The sequence below is a fragment of the Pseudomonas sp. IT-P171 genome, from assembly GCF_949767765.1.
Taxonomy (GTDB): Bacteria; Pseudomonadota; Gammaproteobacteria; order Pseudomonadales; family Pseudomonadaceae; genus Aquipseudomonas; species Aquipseudomonas fluorescens_B.
The window spans coordinates 16,339-31,970 of the sequence record NZ_CATKQN010000059.1 but is presented as its reverse complement, the minus strand read 5'-3'; the positions used below and the strand labels follow the sequence as shown (position 1 = coordinate 31,970).

The following is a 15,632-nucleotide window of genomic DNA, read 5'->3' as shown; positions in this document are numbered from 1 at the left end:
CTGCCTCTTCCCTTTTCGGCAGAGGAAACAGTCAATGCCCTTCGTTACGATTGACGGACAACCCCTTCACTACATCGATCAAGGCACCGGCCCCGCAGTGCTGCTCGCTGGCAGCTACCTCTGGGACCAGGCCATGTGGGCGCCGCAGATCGCCGCGCTGTCGCGGCAATACCGGGTCATCGCCCTGGACCTGTGGGGTCACGGTGAATCAGGCCCGCTACCGGACGGCACGCAATCGCTGGATGACATTGCCCGTCAGGCACGGGGGTTGCTCGATCATCTGGACATCGACCGTGTCACGCTGGTCGGTCTGTCGGTAGGCGGCATGTGGGGCGTACGCCTGGCACTGTCAGCCCCGCAACGAATCAACGGCCTGGTGCTGATGGACACCTACGTCGGTGTCGAACCGGAACCGACCCGCCAGTACTATTTCTCGCTGTTCAAGCAGATCGAAGACAGCGGGGTGATTGCACCGCAATTGCTCGACATCGTCGTGCCGATCTTCTTCCGTCCGGGTATCGATCCGCAGTCGGCGCTGTATCAGGATTTTCGCGCGAAACTGGCTGCGCTGCCGCCGGAGCGCCTGCGTCAAAGCATCGTGCCGATGGGCCGGATTACGTTTGGTCGGGATGATCTGTTGCCGCGTCTGGGCGAGTTGAATGCTGGCGCCACGCTGGTGATGTGTGGCGATCAGGACAAGCCGCGACCGCCGTCGGAGGCGAAGGAAATGGCCGAGTTGATCGGTTGCCCGTGTGTGCTGGTACCGGAGGCGGGGCATATCTCCAATCTGGAGAATCCGTCGTTTGTGACCGAGGCCTTGCTGAAGTTTCTGGCTGAGAGAAATTAGTCGATCGTACTGACGTCATCGCGGGCGAGCCCGCGATGACGTTACTGCTGCCACCACGAATCAAACGGCCCTTACTTAGGCCCGAGAATCTTCACCAGCTTGTCCGGTGACGGCGCGCCTTGCTGTTGTTGCAGTTCACCCTTGTCGTCCATGTAGAAAATCGCCGGTGTCGCCTGCAACTCCAGGTCTTCCATCAACTGCATGTTCGCCGCCAGTTTCGCCTGAATCGCCGGCGGTACGTCTTTCAGGGCCTTGAGCGAACTGGCCTTGCCGGCACCTTCGTGGTCTTGCAGGGCTTTTTGCGGGTCCTTGGCCGCGAGCAGCGCCGCGGATTTGCCCGGACTGTCCTCACGAATGATGCCGACCATGATGTGCCGCAATTGCACCTTGCCGGCCTTCACCCACGGCCGCGCCTGTTCCCAGAACATGTTGCAGTAAGGGCAGTTCGGGTCGCTGAACAGGTACACCACGCGGGGGGCGTCCTTGTTGCCGTCACCGATCCAGTTGCTGGTTTCCAGCTTGCCCCAGATTTCCTTGGCCATCGGCGCGTAAACCAGCTTCTGCAAGGGCGCGCTGCTCAGATCGTTGCCCTCGGCGTCGTACAAACTGCCCAGCAACACATGTTTGCCATCGGGCGTCAGGTACAGCGCCATGCCGCGGTTCTGGTACTGCGCGGCATAACCGCGCAGGCCGTCGGGTGCGTCGAACTGGCCAACGATTTTGGCGCCCTTGGCTTCGATCTTCTTGATCGCTTCGGGCAGTTCTTCAGCGGCCTGTACCGACGGCAAGTGCAGCAGGGCGGCGCCCAGGGTCAGCGTCAACAGGTGGCGGAGGCGGGGCATGGCAGTTTCCTTGAAGAGGTGGCCGGTACGGCGGGATTCGGGGTATCGAAGTTTTCCAGGGCGCGAGCCAGGCTGGCTTCCGACAGTTCGCCCAGGTGGCTGCCCAACAGACGACCGTCAGGGCTATAGAACAGCGTAGTCGGCAACGCCATCGAGCCGACGGCCTGGCCCAATCGGCCACTGCCGTCGAACAGCACGTTGGACAGGCTCAGGCCCTGGGTTTCCAGGAACGTGCTGACGCTTTGCATGCTTTCGGCCTGATTGACGAACAGGAAAGTCAGGTCCGGGCGGTGTTGCTGGGCATTTTCCAGGACCGGCATTTCCCGACGGCACGGCGGGCACCAGGTGGCCCAGAGATTGATCACCAGCGGCCCGCCCTTGTAGTCCGCCAGTTGCACGGTTTCACCGGCGGCATTGCGCAGGGTAATGTCCGGCAGGCGCGTGCCCTGTTCGTAAATTGTCAGCGAGAAGGTGGCCAGCACCCAGAACGCCAGGCCGCTGGCCACGCCGAAGCCCAACGGGCGGCGCAAGCCCGGCCGACGCCAGCCGCGATACAACGCGGCGAGCAACAGCACGATCACCCCGGGCAGCGCGAGAAAACCGCCGTCGCGCAAGTCGATGACTTGCCACGGATCATTGCGATAGTGCGCCCAGTAGAGCGCCACGAAGCTGATCCGGGCGGCCAGCATGCCGATCAGGAACAGGCTGAACAGCACCGACTCGGGGTTCTCGCCGCCACGTTTGGCCGCCCGCCAGCCGACAAACGTCGCCAGCGCCAGGGCACTGATCAGCAGCAGGTGGTTAAGCGCGATGGCAAAGGTGCCGAGGGTAAAAGTCAGCATTAACGGGCGTCTCGGGTGGTGGTCCAGCGTTGCAGGAAGGTGTCGGCATCGACCTCGCCGGTGATGCGCTGGCTGCGACGCTCGATGCCGTCGGCGCCGATCCACAGAAAACTCGGCGGCCCCGGCACTTTATAACGGCCGAGCAGTTCGCGGCTGGCGGCATTGTCGGCGGTGACGTCCAGCCGTAGCAAGCGCACATCGCTCAAGGCGTCGAGGACGCGGGTTTGGCCGAAAACCTGTTTTTCCATGACTTTGCACGACACGCACCAGTCGGCGTAGTAGTCCAGCAGCACCCACTGGCCCTGAGCCTGAGCCGCGTCGAGTTCCCGTTGCAGCGCGGCCGGGTCCTTGATCGTGGTGAAGGCGTCGTGGCCGACCGGGCGGGTGACATTGCTCGCATTGGCGGTGCTAAAGACCTGTAGCGGTTTCAACAGGTCATCACTGCCGCCCGCCGCACCGATCATCAACAGGCTGCCCCAGACGCCGAGCAACAATGAGCTGGCACCGAACAGATGCGCGACGCGTCCGAAACCTTCCGACTGTTTCCAGGCGCTGTAGGCGGCAATCAGCAACAACGCACCGCACAGACCGACCCACAACGACTCATCCAGCACCGGACGCAACATCAACAACGCGGTGGCGAGGAACAGGAAGCCGAACACGCCTTTGAGCAGGTTCATCCAGGCGCCGGGTTTGGGCAGGAAGCGATTGCCGACCGTCACCAGCAACAGCAGCGGCACACCGATGCCGATGCCCATGGCGAACAGAATCAACCCGCCGTGCAGCGCATTGCCGCTTTGCGCGATGTAGAGCAGGGCGCCCGCCAGTGGAGCGGTCATGCACGGGCCGACCAGCAAACCGGACAACGCGCCCAGCACGCCCGCGCCGAGCAGGTTGCCACCACGCTGATTGCGCGACACGTTTTCCAGCCGATCACGCACGGCCACCGGCAGTTGCAGTTCGAAGAACCCGAACATCGGCAGTGCCAGCAACACGAACACCGCAGCGAAACTGCCCAGCAGCCAAGGGTTTTGCAGCAGCGCCTGAAGGTTCGCACCCAGCGACGCGGCTAGAACGCCCATCGCCGCATACACCAGCGCCATGCTCACGACATAACTGGTCGCCAGCGCAAAACCACGTTTGGGCGTGGCGCCACTGCCCACGATCAAACCGGCCAGAATCGGCAGCATCGGCAACGAACAAGGGGTGAAGGCCAGCAGCAGGCCCAGACCGAAGAACACCAGCAGGCTCCAGCCCAGCGCCCGTTGTTGCAGGCTGCTGGCCAGGGCTTGATCCGGGGCTTCGGTCGTCGTGGAAGTGGCAGCGCTGCCGCCCAGATCCACCACCTGGGTTTGCGGTGGATAACACAAACCGGCATCGGCACACCCCTGGAAGCCAACCTTGATCGTGCCCGTCGCACCGGCCGGAATCTTCAGTTCCAGGCCCTGGCGATAAACCGGCTGTTCGCCGAAGAATTCATCACTGTGAGACTCGCCTTCGGGTAGCACAGGATGCAGCTCGGCGGGTAACCCATCGAACTTCAGGCGTTTCTGATAAAGGTAGTAACCGTCGGAGACCTGCCAATAGAGCTGTGTTTCCCCTGAGTCGAGGCGCTCGGAGGTGAAGACAAACGCCTTTTCCACCGGCAGGAATTCAGGTTTGGTTTCGAACGGATTGGTCCCTGCCTGGGCCACACCCGAGATCAAGAGAAGAAAAAACAAAAACAGTCGACGCATGGGTAAGCCTTATCCCTTTGCAAGTGAGGTGCACAATGGGAGGCGGCGATTAACCGATGATTAACCGCGATAACCTTGTGGACGTGGCGCTTGCGGCATAATGTCCGCTTAATCGGCCACCGGCCTAATCAGCTTTTTTCAACAGGGTTGACCATGCACGTACTGGTTTGCGAAGACGACGAGCTGATCGCCAGCGGCATTGTCGCCGGTCTCACCGCTCAAGGCCTGACGGTCGAGCACGTGGCGACGGCCTCGGCTGCGCGCGCCATGCTCAAGGTCGCCGAGTTCGACGTCATGGTGCTCGACCTCGGCCTGCCCGACGAGGACGGTCTGAAGCTGTTGCAGCAGTTGCGCCACAACGGTCTGGAAATCCCGGTGCTGATTCTCACCGCGCGGGATTCGGTCACTGACCGCGTCGACGGTTTGCAGGCCGGTGCCGACGATTACCTGCTCAAGCCGTTCGACTTGCGTGAACTCGCCGCACGCCTGCACACGTTGTTGCGGCGGGTCGCGGGGCGCAGCGTCAACCTGATCGAGCACGGCGCCCTGACCTATGACCCGAGCAGCCGCGAAACCACGCTCGCCGGACAACCGGTGGACCTTTCCCGTCGCGAACAGTCGCTGTTGCAAGCTCTGCTGCACAACCGTGGCCGGGTGCTGTCCACCGAGCAGTTGAAGGACAGCGTCTACGGCTTCAACGACGAGCTGGAAAGCAACGCCCTCAACGTGCATATCCATCACCTGCGGCGCAAGCTGGGTAACGGCATTGTTGAGACCGTGCGCGGCCTGGGCTATCGCCTGGGGCCGGCCGATGGTGCAGAGGAACTGAAAAAGTGATGAGCCTGCGTTTGCGCCTGAGCCTGACACTCGGCGCCGCGTTTGCGCTGATCTGGGCCCTGGCGGCAGCCTGGATGCTCAGCGACCTGCGCAACCAGATGATGTTTTCCCTCGACCAGCGGCTGGTGGCGTCGGCGCGCATGGTCGCCGGCCTGATGGAGCAATTGCCCGCCTTGCCGACCAAGGGCGAGGGCACCCATTTCAGCGCGGAACAACTGAACATCCCGGGTGGCATGGCGTGTCAGGTCAGCTCCTTGCGCGGGGAAATCCTGGCCCGCAGTCACACCGATCCGCAACAAACCCTGGAAGCCGAGAAAATGGGCTTCCACGATCAGATGATCGACGGCGCGCCGTGGCGCAGCTTCACCCTGGCCCGTGGCGATCTGCGTATCACCACCGCTGATCGGCAGATCGAGCGTGAAGCGCTGAACATGTCGATTCTGCTGGCCGCCTCGGTGCCGGTGGGCGTGGCATTGCTCGGTTGCCTGTGCCTGCTCTGGCTGGGCATCGGTCAGGGATTGGCGCCGTTGAACCGCATGCGCGATGCCTTGATGCGCCGCAGCGCCGACTCGCTGGAACCTTTGCAGATCCAGCCGCTGCCCAGCGAATTGCAACCGTTGCTGGATACCCAGAACCAGTTGTTCCAGCGCATCGGCAAGACCATCGAGCGCGAACGCCGCCTGACCGGTGATGCGGCGCATGAACTGCGCAGCCCGCTGACGGCGATCAAGACGCACCTGCAAGTGGCACGCATGACCGACGGCGCGGCGCGGGATCAATCCCTGGCCCGGGCCGAGGAGGGCGCCGACCGCCTGCACCGGACCCTTGAGCAACTGTTGTTGCTGGCACGGGTCGAGGGCAGCCTGTCGTTCGACGACGGTGTGCAATGCAGCGCCGAGCAAGTGGCAAAACTGGCGATTCAGGATGCCGCCAGCGGTGATCGTCAGCGGATCACATTCAAGTTGCCGACGAAGATCTCTCACGCACCCGTGCAAATGCCCGCCGTGCTGTCGATTGCCGCGCTGCGCAACCTGCTGGACAACGCGCTACGCCATACCCCGAATGACGGACCGGTGGAACTGAGCCTGGAGACTACCGGCAGCCGCGTACAGTTCGTAGTACGCGACCATGGCCCGGGCATTGCCGAAGACGATCTGCAACACCTGACCCAGCGCTTCTGGCGCAACGGCCAGAGCACCGGCTGTGGCTTGGGGCTGGCGATTGTCCAGGCCATTGTTCAGCGATGTGGCTGCACGCTGCGTTTCGACAGCCGGCCGGATGGCTTGCGGGTTGAGTTGACCATGCCGTTGCAACCGGTCTGAACACACCACAAAACCCTGTGGGAGCGGGCACGTCGCACCGCCGCTCCCACAGGATTCTGTGGTGCACATCAAATGTAACCTCTCTCCATTGGCATTGCTGGCACCTGCGGGGCTATCGTCCCCGACGGCTTTTTCTCAATGGATTGAGGTCACAGTGCCATGGATGCATCCCTGCACGTCTGCAAGGCAACCCCCGCCGACGCCGGCATCATCAGCCGGATCGTCGAGCGTTCGATCCGCATCGGCTGTGCGCTCGACCACCGCAACGACCCGCGAACCGTCGCCACCTGGACTCACAGCAAAACCACTGAACGCATTCAAACGTGGCTGACCGACCAACGGTTGTACCTGAATATCGCCCTGTTGCAGGACAAACCGGTAGGCGCCGCGATGGCGGCGATCAGCGGCAAGGTTGCGTTCTGTTACGTGCAGCCGGAATGGTTTCGACGCGGTGCCGGGCAGGCACTGGTCCACGACCTCGAACGCTGGCTGATTGAACGCGGTGTGGCCCAGGCCCGACTCAACAGCACCCGAACCAGCGAAGCCTTTTACCGTCATCTGGGTTATCAGCCCTGCGCCGAAACCTTCACCGTCGCCGGGCTCCACGCCATCCCCATGTACAAGGCGCTGACGCCACCTTCATAAAAGCTGATCAAGGGTCTAAATCCTCGGCGCGCTGATGCGTTTCCAGAACAGGAAAACCTATTGAGGGGTCGAGAGATGTCAGTCGCTACCAGCCTTATGGAAGATCAGTCGGCCCGGATCACTCCGGCGCCGGCCGAGACGCTGTATCAGTTCAACGAATCGCCGTTGCTGGCACGCCAGAGTCAGCAGGAATCGAATGCCCGTAGCTATCCGCGACGCATTCCCCTGGCCCTCAAGCGTGCCAAGGGCATTTATGTCGAAGACGTTGAAGGCCGCCGTTTCATTGACTGCCTGGCCGGCGCCGGGACACTGGCCCTGGGGCATAACCACCCGGTGGTGATCGAAGCGATCCAGCAAGTGCTGGCCGATGAACTGCCGCTGCACACCCTCGACCTGACCACGCCGGTCAAGGACCAGTTCGTCCAGGACCTGTTCGGACTGCTGCCGCCGGCGCTCGCCGCTGAAGCAAGGATCCAGTTCTGCGGCCCGACCGGAACCGACGCGGTGGAAGCCGCGCTGAAACTGGTGCGCACCGCCACCGGGCGCAGCACCGTGTTGTCTTTCCAGGGCGCTTATCACGGCATGAGCCAGGGCGCGTTGAGCCTGATGGGCAGCCTGGGTCCGAAAAAGCCCTTGGGCGCATTGCTCAGCAGCGGCGTGCAGTTCATGCCGTATCCCTACGATTACCGTTGCCCGTTCGGCCTCGGTGGCGCCCAAGGCGTGCAGGTCAACCTCAACTATCTCGATAATTTACTGAACGATCCCGAGGCCGGCGTGCAATTGCCGGCTGCCGTGATTGTGGAAGTCGTCCAGGGCGAAGGTGGGGTGATCCCGGCCGACCTCGACTGGTTGCGCGGCGTGCGGCGCATCACCGAGAAGGCGGGCGTGGCGCTGATCGTCGACGAAATCCAGAGCGGTTTTGCCCGTACCGGCAAGATGTTCGCCTTCGAGCACGCCGGGATCATTCCGGACGTGGTGGTGATGTCCAAGGCCATCGGCGGCAGCCTGCCGCTGGCGGTGGTGGTGTATCGCGACTGGCTCGACACCTGGTTGCCGGGCGCGCATGCCGGGACCTTCCGTGGCAATCAAATGGCGATGGCCGCGGGCTCTGCGGTGATGCGTTATCTGGTTGAGCACAAGGTCTGCGAACACGCTGCGGCCATGGGTGAACGCTTGAGCGAGCACCTGCGCATTCTTCAACGAGACTTCCCGCAACTGGGCGATATTCGCGGTCGCGGCCTGATGCTTGGCGTCGAACTGGTCGACCCGACAGGCGCGCCGGATGGTCAGGGGCATCCACCGATTTTTGCTCGTCTGGCGCCGCTGGTGCAGCGTGAATGCCTCAAGCGCGGGCTGATTCTTGAGCTGGGGGGCCGTCATGGCGGCGTGGTGCGTTTCCTGCCGCCACTGGTGATTACCGCCGCGGAAATCGATCGGGTCGCGGAAATTTTTGTTCGAGCCATGGCTGCTGCCACCGCCAGCCTCTAAATTTTCCGGGCCCCGGAACGTTCTTTCTACATAACGGCTGCGCACGCAGTGCAGCTCACCTTACAGCGATGGAGAGACACCATGACGTCAGTATTCGACCGCGAGGACATCCTCTTTCAGGTCGTGGTCAACCACGAAGAGCAGTACTCGATCTGGCCCGACTACAAAGCTGTGCCTGAAGGCTGGCGCACCGTGGGCAAGAGCGGGCTGAAGAAGGAATGCCTGGCTTACATCGAAGAAACCTGGACGGACATGCGTCCCTTGAGCTTGCGCAAGAAGATGGAAGAACAGGCTCTGGCTCACTAGATTTCACGCAAAGAGAAGCCCGCTGGACCGGTAAGGTCAGCGGGCTTTTTTTTGCTTTGGAGTTTGTGTTGTCTGGAGGTGTGTTTCGTGAGCAAGCCTTGATTTGCCTCGCTCCGGTCCTGCTCCGTGGGCCCACTACGCAGAACCTGCTCTCGGCTTTCCGATGGGGCAGATCAAGATCAAAAACCAGATCAAAAGCCAAAGCCAAAGCCAAAGCAGAACGCGTTCCCCTGTGGGAGCCAGCCTGCTAGCGATGGATGTCCAGGCAACGCGTTCATTCAGACAATACGCGTTATCGTGAGCGTCCATCGCTAGCAGGCTAGCTACCACAGGGGGAACGCATACGCTTCAAATGACAGGCAGGACCGGGAGGAGGGCATGGCGAGCCTTAGCAAACCGCCGGCTACACCCCACTCAACGCCCTGATCACCAAATCCACATTCCCCTCCAGCTCACCCACCGGATCCGCCGCATCCACACTCAACACCACCAACCGGCTCCCGGCCTCATCAATCACCGCTTTCACCGCCTCCGAAGGCTGCCGATGATGCAGCACCACCGCCACCTCATTGTCCTTCAGCGTCTCGCCCAATTGCTTCAGCGCTTCGGGCGTCCACTCAGCATCCGGCCGCGCATCGAGCCCAATCAACTCCAGGTTGAGCCCACCAATCAGATAGCCAAAATGATCGCTCAGGGACATCACACTCAGGTTGTCGGCACTGGCCAGCCGCGCTTCGCTGTCGGCACTGAACTTGAGCAAGCGTTGCTTGAGCGCCGCCAGGTTCTCCTCGATTTTCGGCTTGGCCTCCGGCGCCAGGCGCACCAGATCCGCCGCCATCACATCCGCCATGCGTCCCATATTGTTGCTGGAAAACCACGGCTGACTGTTCAAGCCATCGACCTTGTTGCCCGGCTGCACGGCGATGCCGGGGAGGGCGCCGTCCACCGGGCGTGCGGCATCGACTTCGACGATACGAATGTTGCTGCGCCGTGAGATCGGGTACAGCGGGTCATCCGCCCACAACGAACGCAGACCAATCACTGCATCGGCGTCCGTCGCCAGTTTCGCTAGCGCCGGCGCGCCACGCCCGGTGAAATAAGCGGTCTGACGGCTGCCGGGCAGGTTCGCCGGCGCCGCACGTTCAAGCTTGACGTTGGTGCCCTTGAGCAGCACTTCGCCCAGTCCGTAAGTGATCGGCAAGGACGCCAGCACATGCAGCGGCCTGGCGCTGTCTGCCGCAAACGAAGTGTTAACCAGCCCGCAGAGGGCGACGACCAGGGTCAGTTGACGCAAAGAAAATGACATTTATCCAAGGTTCCCTTTCAGACTGGGGACAACACCGCGCGCAATGGCGGCGAGGGCGAAGGCGATACCGGCCACCAGAATGATCGCGGCGCCGGACGGGATAGGCAGGTCGAAGACAATCGGCGCAAGAATCCCGCACAACGTACTGACCGTAGCGATCACGACCGAGCACCAAAAGAACCCCTTCAGCGACTGGCTGAGCAACCGCGCCGCCGCTGCTGGAATCACCAACAGGGCACCGACCAGAATCGCACCGATGACTTTCACCGCCGCCACGGTGATCAGCGTCACCAGAATCACGAACAGGTAATCCAGGGTCTTCACCGCCACGCCGCGCACCGCCGCCAGTTGCGGGTTGAAACTGGCGAGCATGATGCGGTTGTACAGCGGCAACGCCAGTGCCATGACCAGCGAACCGACGATGGCCAACACCAGCAAATCATTGCCGTTGACCGTCAGCACCGAGCCGAACAAGACGTTTTCCAGAATGTGCACATTGATCTTGCCCGCCAGGATCAGCAGCAGACTCGCACCCAGCGCCAACGACACCGACAGGAACACGCCGATCAAGGTATCCGGCGCCAGACCCGTACGGTTGCGCAGGTAGTTGAGCAAAATGCCGAACAACAGGCAGTAACCGAACAGGCTGCCATAAGGCCCGGTGTAGGGCTCGCCGAGCAGAATGCCGATGGCGACACCGGTCAGTGCGGCGTGACCCACCGCTTCAGAAAAAAACGCGAAGCGCTTGACCACCACCAGCGTGCCCAAACCACCGAGCACCGGGCCGATCAGCAAACCGGCGAGCAGGGCGTTGACCACGAATCCGTAGGCCAGCGCTTCAGGCAGATAACCCGAAGACGCCCAGCCCTGGACCATCAAACGAAAGGCTTCGTAACTCATCAGGCAGCGCTCCGTGGATGGGTTGAAAACAGCGTCAACAATGTTTCGGGGGTCAGTGCCTGCTTCGGTGTGGAATCAAACAAGACCCGGCGATTGAGCCCGGTGACGCGATCCGCCAGACGCCCGACTGCTTCCAGATCGTGCTCGATCCACAGCACGGTAATCCCGCTCTTGCGCCAGTCGCCGAGTAACCGTTCAAACACCTGAATGCCCGCCTCATCAAGGGCCGACATCGGTTCATCGAGCACCAGCAACTGCGGTGCCGGGATCAGCCCCTGCGCCAGCAACACGCGCTGACGCTCGCCACCGGACAAGGCGCCCATGCGCCGCTTGCGTTTGTCCTGCATGCCGACCCGCTCCAACGCCTCACCGATCGCCGTCGCGTAATGCTTGCTCAACCCGAGAAACGCCGGGCGCCGCTGACACATGGCGGCCATGAAATCGTCGACGGTCATCGGCAGCCCGCGATCGAATTCCAGCGCCTGCGGCACGTAACCGATGGTGCCGGGATCGCCCGGCCACTGCAGGCTCAGGCGGCCCTGATGCGGCATTTGCCCGAGCAGGGTCTTGATCAACGAACTCTTGCCGCCACCGTTGGGGCCGACCAGCGCATGCACGCTGCCGGGCTGGACCTGGAAGGTCACCTTGTCGAGGATCGTCGTGCGGCCCAGCGTCAGGCTGACTTCCGCAAAGTCGAGGGTTGGTCCCGAAACCTGTGGGAGCTGGCTTGCCAGCGAAAGCGGTGTGTCATTTAACGAATGTGCGGACTGACCTGACGCTTTCGCGATCAGGCTCGCTCCCACAGGGGATTCGCTGAGCGTTTCTTTAGCCGTCATGCGCCAGACTCCTGAATCGCCCGGACCACGGTGTTGAGGTTGCCGGTCATTTCCTTTTCATACTTGTCGGCGGTGTATTCACCGTAGGAAATGTGCGACAGCGGGTACAGCTTCACCCCGGATTCACGCTGGATGGTCTCGACGTAGGTGGACGGGAAATCCATCTCCGAGAAGATCACTTTCACGTCCAGTTCGCGCAGTTGATCGATGGTCTTTTTCAACTGGCTCGGGCTCGGTTCGATGCCGTGCGCGGGCTCGACCACCGCGGTCACTTCCAGGCCGAATTCGCGCAGCAGGTAGTCGTAAGCCGCGTGAACCGTGGCCACCCGCAACTCGGCATTCGGCGCCTGGGTCAGTTTCGCCAGGGCATCGGCGCGCATCTGCCGCAGGCGTTTGCCGTAGGCGCGGGCATTCTGGGTGTAGGTCCTGGCGTTGTCCGGGTCGAGCTTGCCCAGCTCGCGGGCGATGTTGTTGACCTGAGCAATCGAGGCGCTGATCGAGAGGAAGGTGTGCGGGTTCACGACCTTGCCGGCACCGCGAGCGGCGACACCGGTGGCGGCCAGCAGCGGCACATTTTCGTTGGCTTCGATCACTGGCACGTTCGGCGTTTCGCTGGCAGCGATCATGCGGTCGGCGAAGTCGTCATGACCGACGCCGTTGAGCACGACCACGTCCAGCCCGCTGATGCGCTTGATGTCTTCGGCGCGGGGTTCGTAGGCATGGGGGTTGAAACCGGCTGGAATCAGCGGCACCACCTCGGCCTTGTCGCCGACGATGTTGGCCACGTAGCTGTAATAAGGGTGCAGGGTGATGCCGATGCGCAGGCGCTTGGCTTCGTCGGCGTTGGCCACGGGCATCAGCAGGCAGGCGAGCAGGCCGACCAGCAGCGGTCGCCAAAAAGAGCGTTGAGATGAAATAGGCATGGGAAAGCGGTCTTCTCTCGGGTGAAGGCGAGGGTTCAGTGCCGGTGCTGGCGGGTCACGCCGGCATCGAATTGCGCGACGATCTGCCGCCAGCCAGCGCTTTCCAGCGCGGCGTCGGTGAGGTCGGTCGGGGCCTTGAGGTCGGCGGCACGGTTGAGCCAGATGTCTGGCGCCTCATCGTCAGCGGTCAGGCGCATCAGAAACGAACCGGCCACGGCGGGCGCCTGGCTCTGGCCGAAATACGCCTTGGCGTCGAGCAATTGCCAGGCATGAGCGCCACGGCTGACGGAACTGGCGTCCTGGGCAAACGGCGCAAAACCCTCGTCGGCAAGCGCTTCGGGTGTCGGCAGGGTTTGCTGTTCCTGGCGCAGCAGGTGAATCTCGTCCAGCGTCACCCGCAAATCGGCGTAGATGCCCTGCTCGGAAGCGCTCAGGTCGCGGCGGGCATCCAGTTGATGGCTGCTGACGTTGCTGGTTTCCTGGGACTCATGGCGCCAGGCGACCACCGAGCCGGCGACCGTCAGGATCATCAGGCACAACAGCAGCACATAGAGGGTTTCATGGCCGGCACCGGCCGGGCGGACGACCTGCGTAGTAGGCGTACTCATGGGGCCTCGATGTCCGCTTGGTCGATCTCGACGACGTGGCCGGGGCCGGCGTCGAACAGCACATAAAACTCGGCGCTGGGCTTTTTGAAGGTCACTGTGGAATCGGCACCGAGCTTGCCCGGCACCAGAATGGTTTCGTCGTAGCCGATCACATCGAGGGTCACCCCCGGTGCGCCGCTGCCGTCGGAGAAACCGCCGGTGCACTGGATCTGCTCGGCGTCGATGGCCTTGCACTCGCACATCGGGTTGTGGGCCAGGGCGCTGGTGCTGAAACCGGCGCACAGCATCAGCAAAACAGCGTGGAGAGGGCGAAAGGTGTTGCTCATGGTTTGCCTCCTTGTTTGTTCAGCCACTCAAGGGTGGCGGGGGATGCCTGGCTCAGCGGAATGGACGCTTGATGCATCGCGCCGTCCCAGCCTTCCATGGTGATCCACAGCTCGGCGTCGGCCTTGGTCTTTTCCGGAATCGGCAACATGGCGCCCATGCGGTAAGGCGTGCCAAAGAAAATCACCCCGGCGGCGCGCAGGCTGCGGGGTTTGCCAATGCGCAGGTACGTCGCCTTGACCTGCTCGCGGCAGCTGTCGCACAACGCCGCATTGAAGCTCTTCATGTGCCCGGCCGGGCCATCGAGGCGCGGTGCTTCGTTGCGCAATTCCGCCAGGCGCAGGCTCCATGGCCCGACCTGAACGTCCCCGATTTCCCGCTCACCCAGGCCCGTGTCCCCGCGAAACAGCGCGGCATCGGCGAAGTATTTAGGCATGAAGCCCAGTGGCACCAGCAACAGCAGAACGTTGATGTGGAAGCGCCATTTGTGCCAGAAGCGACTCAGTTTCGACCCCGGTTTTTCGGCGGTGAACAGGCTCATTGGTTGACCTCCGTGGTGTCGCGGCTCGTCACTTGAGCGGCCTCTGCTGCGCGAGGACGTCTGTTGCTGCGCTTGAGGGCATTGGCGGTGGCCAGGGCAGTGCGCTTGGTCCAGATCAGCAGGCCGCTGAGCACCATCATGCTCAGGAGCAGACCGAAGAAGAACCAGATCAGCTTGATCCAGATCCCGCCGAAATCACCGGTGTGCAACGGACGCATCGATTCGGTCACCAGCTCCAGCCCCGAGCGGTCCGAGAGCAGGCGGGTGACGGCGACGTCGCCGGTGTAGGGGTTGATCTCGGCGGTCTGGAACATCAGCGGATACCAGCTGCGGCCGCCCACCGAGAGGTAACTGTAGGCATTGGCGGGCAGGCTGACGAAGCTGTCTTCAAGGCCGGGAATGCGTTCCTTCGCTTCGCGAATCGCGGTTTCCAGGCTGATCATCGGTGCCGGCGAACCATCGGCGGTGAGGGGCACGCTTTCCCGCGGGACTACGGGCGCCACCGGGGCGGTGGAAATCGTGATCTGGTTATCGAACATGAACGCTTCGATCAGGAACCAGGTGCTGGTCACGGAAATCACCGCAATGAACCAGATCGACCAGATACCGCTGAGGCGGTGAAAGTCGCCCCAGAAAATCCGCGCACCGTGCCGAATGCGCAGGGTCGGTCGCAGAAAACCTTTCCAGAAGCGCTTGTAGACCACCAGCCCGGTAATCAGCGAAGCCAGCAGCGGCAGGCTGAGAAACGACACCAGGTACCAGCCCCAGCTGTAGCCATTGGTGAAGGGCACCAGCCACCAGCCATGCAAGGCTCGGGTGAACGCCCTGAAGTTGAATTGCGGGGCGGTGCCCTGGATCACGCCGCTGTACGGGTTGACGTAAACCACCACCGAACGGCCGTCGGGGTAGGTGACTTCCACGTCCAGGGCGAAATGCGATTCGTCGGGGCGGCTGATGCTTTCGACCAGGATCTGCGGCTCGGCCTGTTTGATCGCCGCGATGATCTGGTCGTAGCTCAGCAGCGGCGCATCACCTTCGGGTTGGCTGGCGCGCATCTGCGGGTTGGCCAGCCAGACGATTTCCTGGCTGATCACCGCCAGCGTGCCGGTCACACAGACGATCAGCACAAAAAACCAGATGGGCAGTGCCAGCCAGCTATGGACCAGAAACCAGAGTTTTGAGCGGGACTTCTTCGACATGATCAAGGTCTTGTAGTGATGAGAGGGCCTTGGCTGCGGGCTTCCCAGCGTGGGGTCCATGAAAAGTACGGTCGTGGCTTTTGCCTACGCGAACCGACTGCATCTATATAAGACGAATGAGAATCAGAAA

General features: G+C 62.3%; 17 protein-coding genes. 6 read left to right on the top strand and 11 right to left on the bottom strand.

The features are described 5' to 3' along the window. The first annotated feature begins 34 nt into the window (after positions 1–34). On the top strand, positions 35–847 hold the full coding sequence (locus tag ACM6I5_RS27940; RefSeq protein WP_017339970.1) for an alpha/beta fold hydrolase: 813 nt from the start codon (positions 35–37) through the stop codon (positions 845–847). 71 nt (positions 848–918) lie between these two features. Here ACM6I5_RS27940 and dsbG read toward each other — a convergent pair whose 3' ends face one another. Genes dsbG through dsbD form a run of 3 tightly spaced genes read right to left on the bottom strand, consistent with a single transcriptional unit; the run spans position 919 to position 4,267 of the window. Next, positions 919–1,689: a thiol:disulfide interchange protein DsbG gene (gene dsbG, locus ACM6I5_RS27935; protein ID WP_017339969.1), complete on the bottom strand. Its 771-nt coding sequence runs from the start codon at positions 1,687–1,689 to the stop codon at positions 919–921. Further along, on the bottom strand, positions 1,665–2,531 hold the full coding sequence (locus ACM6I5_RS27930) for a prolipoprotein diacylglyceryl transferase family protein (protein ID WP_414878101.1): 867 nt from the start codon (positions 2,529–2,531) through the stop codon (positions 1,665–1,667). Before ACM6I5_RS27930 ends, dsbG begins: the two co-directional genes overlap by 25 nt. Beyond that, positions 2,531–4,267 (bottom strand): protein-disulfide reductase DsbD, encoded by a 1,737-nt coding sequence (gene dsbD, locus ACM6I5_RS27925; RefSeq protein WP_414885101.1) that lies wholly within the window; start codon positions 4,265–4,267, stop codon positions 2,531–2,533. The genes ACM6I5_RS27930 and dsbD overlap by 1 nt, the downstream gene beginning before the upstream one ends. 153 nt (positions 4,268–4,420) lie before the next feature. On the opposite strand from dsbD, the gene ACM6I5_RS27920 reads away from it, so the two are divergent. The 5 genes from ACM6I5_RS27920 to ACM6I5_RS27900 all read left to right on the top strand — a co-directional run bounded on the left by ACM6I5_RS27920 (position 4,421) and on the right by ACM6I5_RS27900 (position 8,865). Continuing rightward, positions 4,421–5,104: a response regulator gene (locus tag ACM6I5_RS27920; protein ID WP_017339966.1), complete on the top strand. Its 684-nt coding sequence runs from the start codon at positions 4,421–4,423 to the stop codon at positions 5,102–5,104. After that, positions 5,101–6,426, top strand: a complete 1,326-nt coding sequence (locus ACM6I5_RS27915; RefSeq protein ID WP_414878103.1) for an ATP-binding protein — start codon at positions 5,101–5,103, stop codon at positions 6,424–6,426. The genes ACM6I5_RS27920 and ACM6I5_RS27915 overlap by 4 nt, the downstream gene beginning before the upstream one ends. Before the next feature lie 159 nt (positions 6,427–6,585). After that, the gene (locus ACM6I5_RS27910; RefSeq protein WP_414878104.1) at positions 6,586–7,071 is read left to right on the top strand and encodes a GNAT family N-acetyltransferase; all 486 of its coding nucleotides are present in this window, start codon (positions 6,586–6,588) and stop codon (positions 7,069–7,071) included. Between the two features lie 75 nt (positions 7,072–7,146). Then, entirely contained in the window at positions 7,147–8,559 is a 1,413-nt protein-coding gene (locus ACM6I5_RS27905; RefSeq protein ID WP_414885100.1) for an aspartate aminotransferase family protein, read from the top strand. 81 nt (positions 8,560–8,640) lie between these two features. Then, positions 8,641–8,865: an MbtH family protein gene (locus tag ACM6I5_RS27900; protein WP_017339962.1), complete on the top strand. Its 225-nt coding sequence runs from the start codon at positions 8,641–8,643 to the stop codon at positions 8,863–8,865. 403 nt (positions 8,866–9,268) lie between these two features. Here ACM6I5_RS27900 and ACM6I5_RS27895 read toward each other — a convergent pair whose 3' ends face one another. The 8 genes from ACM6I5_RS27895 to ACM6I5_RS27860 are packed head-to-tail and all read right to left on the bottom strand — an operon-like array spanning position 9,269 to position 15,502. Further along, positions 9,269–10,171, bottom strand: coding sequence for a metal ABC transporter substrate-binding protein (locus ACM6I5_RS27895; protein ID WP_414885099.1), 903 nt, complete (start codon positions 10,169–10,171; stop codon positions 9,269–9,271). Then, entirely contained in the window at positions 10,172–11,071 is a 900-nt protein-coding gene (locus ACM6I5_RS27890) for a metal ABC transporter permease (protein WP_017339960.1), read from the bottom strand. Then, positions 11,071–11,907: a metal ABC transporter ATP-binding protein gene (locus ACM6I5_RS27885; protein ID WP_414885098.1), complete on the bottom strand. Its 837-nt coding sequence runs from the start codon at positions 11,905–11,907 to the stop codon at positions 11,071–11,073. Before ACM6I5_RS27885 ends, ACM6I5_RS27890 begins: the two co-directional genes overlap by 1 nt. Continuing rightward, on the bottom strand, positions 11,904–12,830 hold the full coding sequence (locus ACM6I5_RS27880; RefSeq protein WP_414885097.1) for a metal ABC transporter substrate-binding protein: 927 nt from the start codon (positions 12,828–12,830) through the stop codon (positions 11,904–11,906). Before ACM6I5_RS27880 ends, ACM6I5_RS27885 begins: the two co-directional genes overlap by 4 nt. Positions 12,831–12,865: 35 nt before the next feature. Beyond that, entirely contained in the window at positions 12,866–13,438 is a 573-nt protein-coding gene (locus ACM6I5_RS27875) for a DUF6162 family protein (protein ID WP_414885096.1), read from the bottom strand. Beyond that, complete coding sequence (locus ACM6I5_RS27870; RefSeq protein ID WP_414879288.1) at positions 13,435–13,764, bottom strand: hypothetical protein; 330 nt, start codon at positions 13,762–13,764, stop codon at positions 13,435–13,437. The genes ACM6I5_RS27875 and ACM6I5_RS27870 overlap by 4 nt, the downstream gene beginning before the upstream one ends. Further along, positions 13,761–14,303 (bottom strand): thiamine pyrophosphate-binding protein, encoded by a 543-nt coding sequence (locus ACM6I5_RS27865; protein WP_414885095.1) that lies wholly within the window; start codon positions 14,301–14,303, stop codon positions 13,761–13,763. Before ACM6I5_RS27865 ends, ACM6I5_RS27870 begins: the two co-directional genes overlap by 4 nt. Further along, positions 14,300–15,502: a PepSY-associated TM helix domain-containing protein gene (locus ACM6I5_RS27860; RefSeq protein WP_414885094.1), complete on the bottom strand. Its 1,203-nt coding sequence runs from the start codon at positions 15,500–15,502 to the stop codon at positions 14,300–14,302. Before ACM6I5_RS27860 ends, ACM6I5_RS27865 begins: the two co-directional genes overlap by 4 nt. Positions 15,503–15,632: the final 130 nt, after the last annotated feature.

Excerpts from the sequence above, each read along its gene's own strand:
- ACM6I5_RS27905 (WP_414885100.1), top strand. The coding sequence starts at position 7,147 with ATGTCAGTCGCTACCAGCCTTATGGAAGATCAGTCGGCCCGGATCACT.
- ACM6I5_RS27930 (WP_414878101.1), bottom strand. The coding sequence starts at position 2,531 with ATGCTGACTTTTACCCTCGGCACCTTTGCCATCGCGCTTAACCACCTG.
- ACM6I5_RS27900 (WP_017339962.1), top strand. The coding sequence starts at position 8,641 with ATGACGTCAGTATTCGACCGCGAGGACATCCTCTTTCAGGTCGTGGTC.
- dsbD (WP_414885101.1), bottom strand. The coding sequence starts at position 4,267 with ATGCGTCGACTGTTTTTGTTTTTTCTTCTCTTGATCTCGGGTGTGGCC.
- dsbG (WP_017339969.1), bottom strand. The coding sequence starts at position 1,689 with ATGCCCCGCCTCCGCCACCTGTTGACGCTGACCCTGGGCGCCGCCCTG.
- ACM6I5_RS27880 (WP_414885097.1), bottom strand. The coding sequence starts at position 12,830 with ATGCCTATTTCATCTCAACGCTCTTTTTGGCGACCGCTGCTGGTCGGC.
- ACM6I5_RS27870 (WP_414879288.1), bottom strand. The coding sequence starts at position 13,764 with ATGAGCAACACCTTTCGCCCTCTCCACGCTGTTTTGCTGATGCTGTGC.
- ACM6I5_RS27940 (WP_017339970.1), top strand. The coding sequence starts at position 35 with ATGCCCTTCGTTACGATTGACGGACAACCCCTTCACTACATCGATCAA.
- ACM6I5_RS27920 (WP_017339966.1), top strand. The coding sequence starts at position 4,421 with ATGCACGTACTGGTTTGCGAAGACGACGAGCTGATCGCCAGCGGCATT.
- ACM6I5_RS27910 (WP_414878104.1), top strand. The coding sequence starts at position 6,586 with ATGGATGCATCCCTGCACGTCTGCAAGGCAACCCCCGCCGACGCCGGC.
- ACM6I5_RS27885 (WP_414885098.1), bottom strand. The coding sequence starts at position 11,907 with ATGACGGCTAAAGAAACGCTCAGCGAATCCCCTGTGGGAGCGAGCCTG.
- ACM6I5_RS27875 (WP_414885096.1), bottom strand. The coding sequence starts at position 13,438 with ATGAGTACGCCTACTACGCAGGTCGTCCGCCCGGCCGGTGCCGGCCAT.
- ACM6I5_RS27860 (WP_414885094.1), bottom strand. The coding sequence starts at position 15,502 with ATGTCGAAGAAGTCCCGCTCAAAACTCTGGTTTCTGGTCCATAGCTGG.
- ACM6I5_RS27895 (WP_414885099.1), bottom strand. The coding sequence starts at position 10,171 with ATGTCATTTTCTTTGCGTCAACTGACCCTGGTCGTCGCCCTCTGCGGG.
- ACM6I5_RS27890 (WP_017339960.1), bottom strand. The coding sequence starts at position 11,071 with ATGAGTTACGAAGCCTTTCGTTTGATGGTCCAGGGCTGGGCGTCTTCG.
- ACM6I5_RS27865 (WP_414885095.1), bottom strand. The coding sequence starts at position 14,303 with ATGAGCCTGTTCACCGCCGAAAAACCGGGGTCGAAACTGAGTCGCTTC.